The sequence below is a fragment of the Streptomyces spongiae genome (assembly GCF_009377185.1).
GTDB classification, from domain to species: Bacteria; Actinomycetota; Actinomycetes; order Streptomycetales; family Streptomycetaceae; genus Streptomyces; species Streptomyces spongiae.
The window spans coordinates 1-1,856 of the sequence record NZ_VJZC01000995.1; the positions used below are offsets into that span (position 1 = coordinate 1).

General features: G+C 70.3%; 1 protein-coding gene and 2 pseudogenes. 2 read left to right on the top strand and 1 reads right to left on the bottom strand.

The window, feature by feature from the left end; translation table 11 throughout:
* A pseudogene (locus FNH08_RS54370) lies at positions 1-150 on the bottom strand (YwqJ-related putative deaminase); the annotation flags it as partial.
* A gap of 259 nt (positions 151-409) precedes the next feature.
* On the opposite strand from FNH08_RS54370, the gene FNH08_RS49505 reads away from it, so the two are divergent.
* Both FNH08_RS49505 and FNH08_RS49510 read left to right on the top strand, forming a co-directional pair.
* A complete protein-coding gene (locus tag FNH08_RS49505; protein WP_152778530.1) occupies positions 410-1,417 on the top strand; it encodes an SMI1/KNR4 family protein in 1,008 nt (335 codons plus the stop codon).
* 7 nt (positions 1,418-1,424) lie between these two features.
* A pseudogene (locus tag FNH08_RS49510) lies at positions 1,425-1,856 on the top strand (SUKH-4 family immunity protein); the annotation flags it as partial.

The window sequence follows — 1,856 nt, forward strand, 5'->3', positions numbered from 1 at the left end:
GGTGAGGGTTTCGCCGCGGACGGAGAGGGCGGCGGCGATGGTGGGGAGTATGCCGTCGCGGCGGTGGAGGAGGGCGGGCGCGTGCACCGTGTCGGTGGTGCTCCAGCCGATGCGTGGGTCACCCGAGGTGCCCGTCTGGGTCGCGTTCATGCTCGTCGTCCCCTCCCATTACATGCCCCGGCAGCGGACACAGACTGCCAAAGTCCGTGGCTGCTGCGGAAGCTGGGGCACCGCGACACGCCCGGGCTTCGTCTCACCGTCACGGTGGGGTGACGGCAGGTCACGGAACTGGAGGCCCGATGACCGGTGACCGCGTACCGCTTAGGCTGTCGACAGCCGCGATCCGTACGGTCATCGCGTCGCAGACAGGTAAATCAGGCCATACAGAACGCCGCAGGGGGCATCCGCCATGACGACAGGTCGGCTCGGGCAGCAAGCCGCGCCGCCGAACGCGGCCTATGCCGGGCAGGTCGTGCAGTTTCCGGACCCGGTCCGGGCAGCGCGTCATCCGAGGGGTGTGCGGGTGGACGTCCATGGTTATCCGGACTTCTCGCCCTATGCGCGTGCCGCCGCCGATATCGCGGACCCCCCGGAAGGGTTCGGTGTGGATGAGCTCAGGTTGACGGACTACGTGTCCGCGAACGCCGCGCTCGCCGCTTCCGGGCATGAGTTGTGGGGCACGATTCCGGCGGTGGCGACTCCGCACGGCTGGACCTGGCACCACGTGCGGGGCAGTCGGCGGCTGGAGTTGGTGCCGGTGGACGTGAAGGCGTTGCTGCGGCATCACGGTGGTGTGGCCACGGCGGTGGTGGACCAGGGCAAGCGGGGGACGCGGCCGTTGCAGGAGACGCGGCCGGCGCACTTCGGGTTGCCGAAGTCGGCGCTGGCCGTGTCGGAGCAGCAGGTGCTGGGGGTCGAGGAGGAGCTCGGGTACCGGTTGCCGGGGGCGTACCGGTCGTTCCTGAAGGCGGCGGGCGGTTGTGCGCCCGTGGGGGCGGCTCTGGACGCGGAGTTGGGGCTGCTGGTCGACCAGCCGTTCTTCACGGTGCGGGACGAGGCCGCCGTCAATGACCTCGTGTACGTCAACAAGTGCCTGAGGGACCATCTGACCAAGGACTATCTGGGTGTGGGGTTCGTGCAGGGCGGGTTGCTCGCCGTGAAGGTGAGGGGTGACCGGATCGGGTCGGTGTGGTTCTGCGCGTACGACGACATCCGTGACGTGGATCCTTCGTGGGCGCCCGCTGAGCGTGTCGAGCGGCTGCTGTTGCCGTGCGGGGACGACTTCGACGCGTTTCTGTCGCGCCTCGCGGGCAATCCGCCGGAGTTGGAGACCGTGGCGAACCTGATGGTGGACGGTGGCTTCGCGCGGGCCGTGCCCGTCTCCGCGGAGTCATCGGCGTCCTCGGTGGGGGAGTGAGCTTTCGATGGTGACCTTCGCGCAGGCGCAGGAGCGCGCCGAAGAGTGGATCAACGGGGACGTGCCCGGTTACCAGCACCGTGAGGTGCGGGTGCGGGAGTTCGAGCTGGGGTTCGTGGTCTGGGCCGAGGACCGGGTCGAGGGGCCGCGGTCGGACGGGGGTCTGCAGCGGCTCGTCATCGCGCGGGACAGCGGTGAGGCGACGCTGTGGCCGGGGCTGCCGGTGGGTGAGGTGATCCGGCGGTACGAGGAGGAGTACGGCCGCACGGACGCCGAGCCCGAGCCCGCCTCCGCGCCTCCTCCGGCCCGGGTGGATCTGAACCAGACGTCGTTCCTGCTGACTCCGCCGGAGTGGTTGCAGGAGGCGGCCGACAAGCTGGGCATTCCGGACCGGCGGTCGGGGGCGGAGGCGTCCGACGGGGCGGGGTCCCGTGTGGCG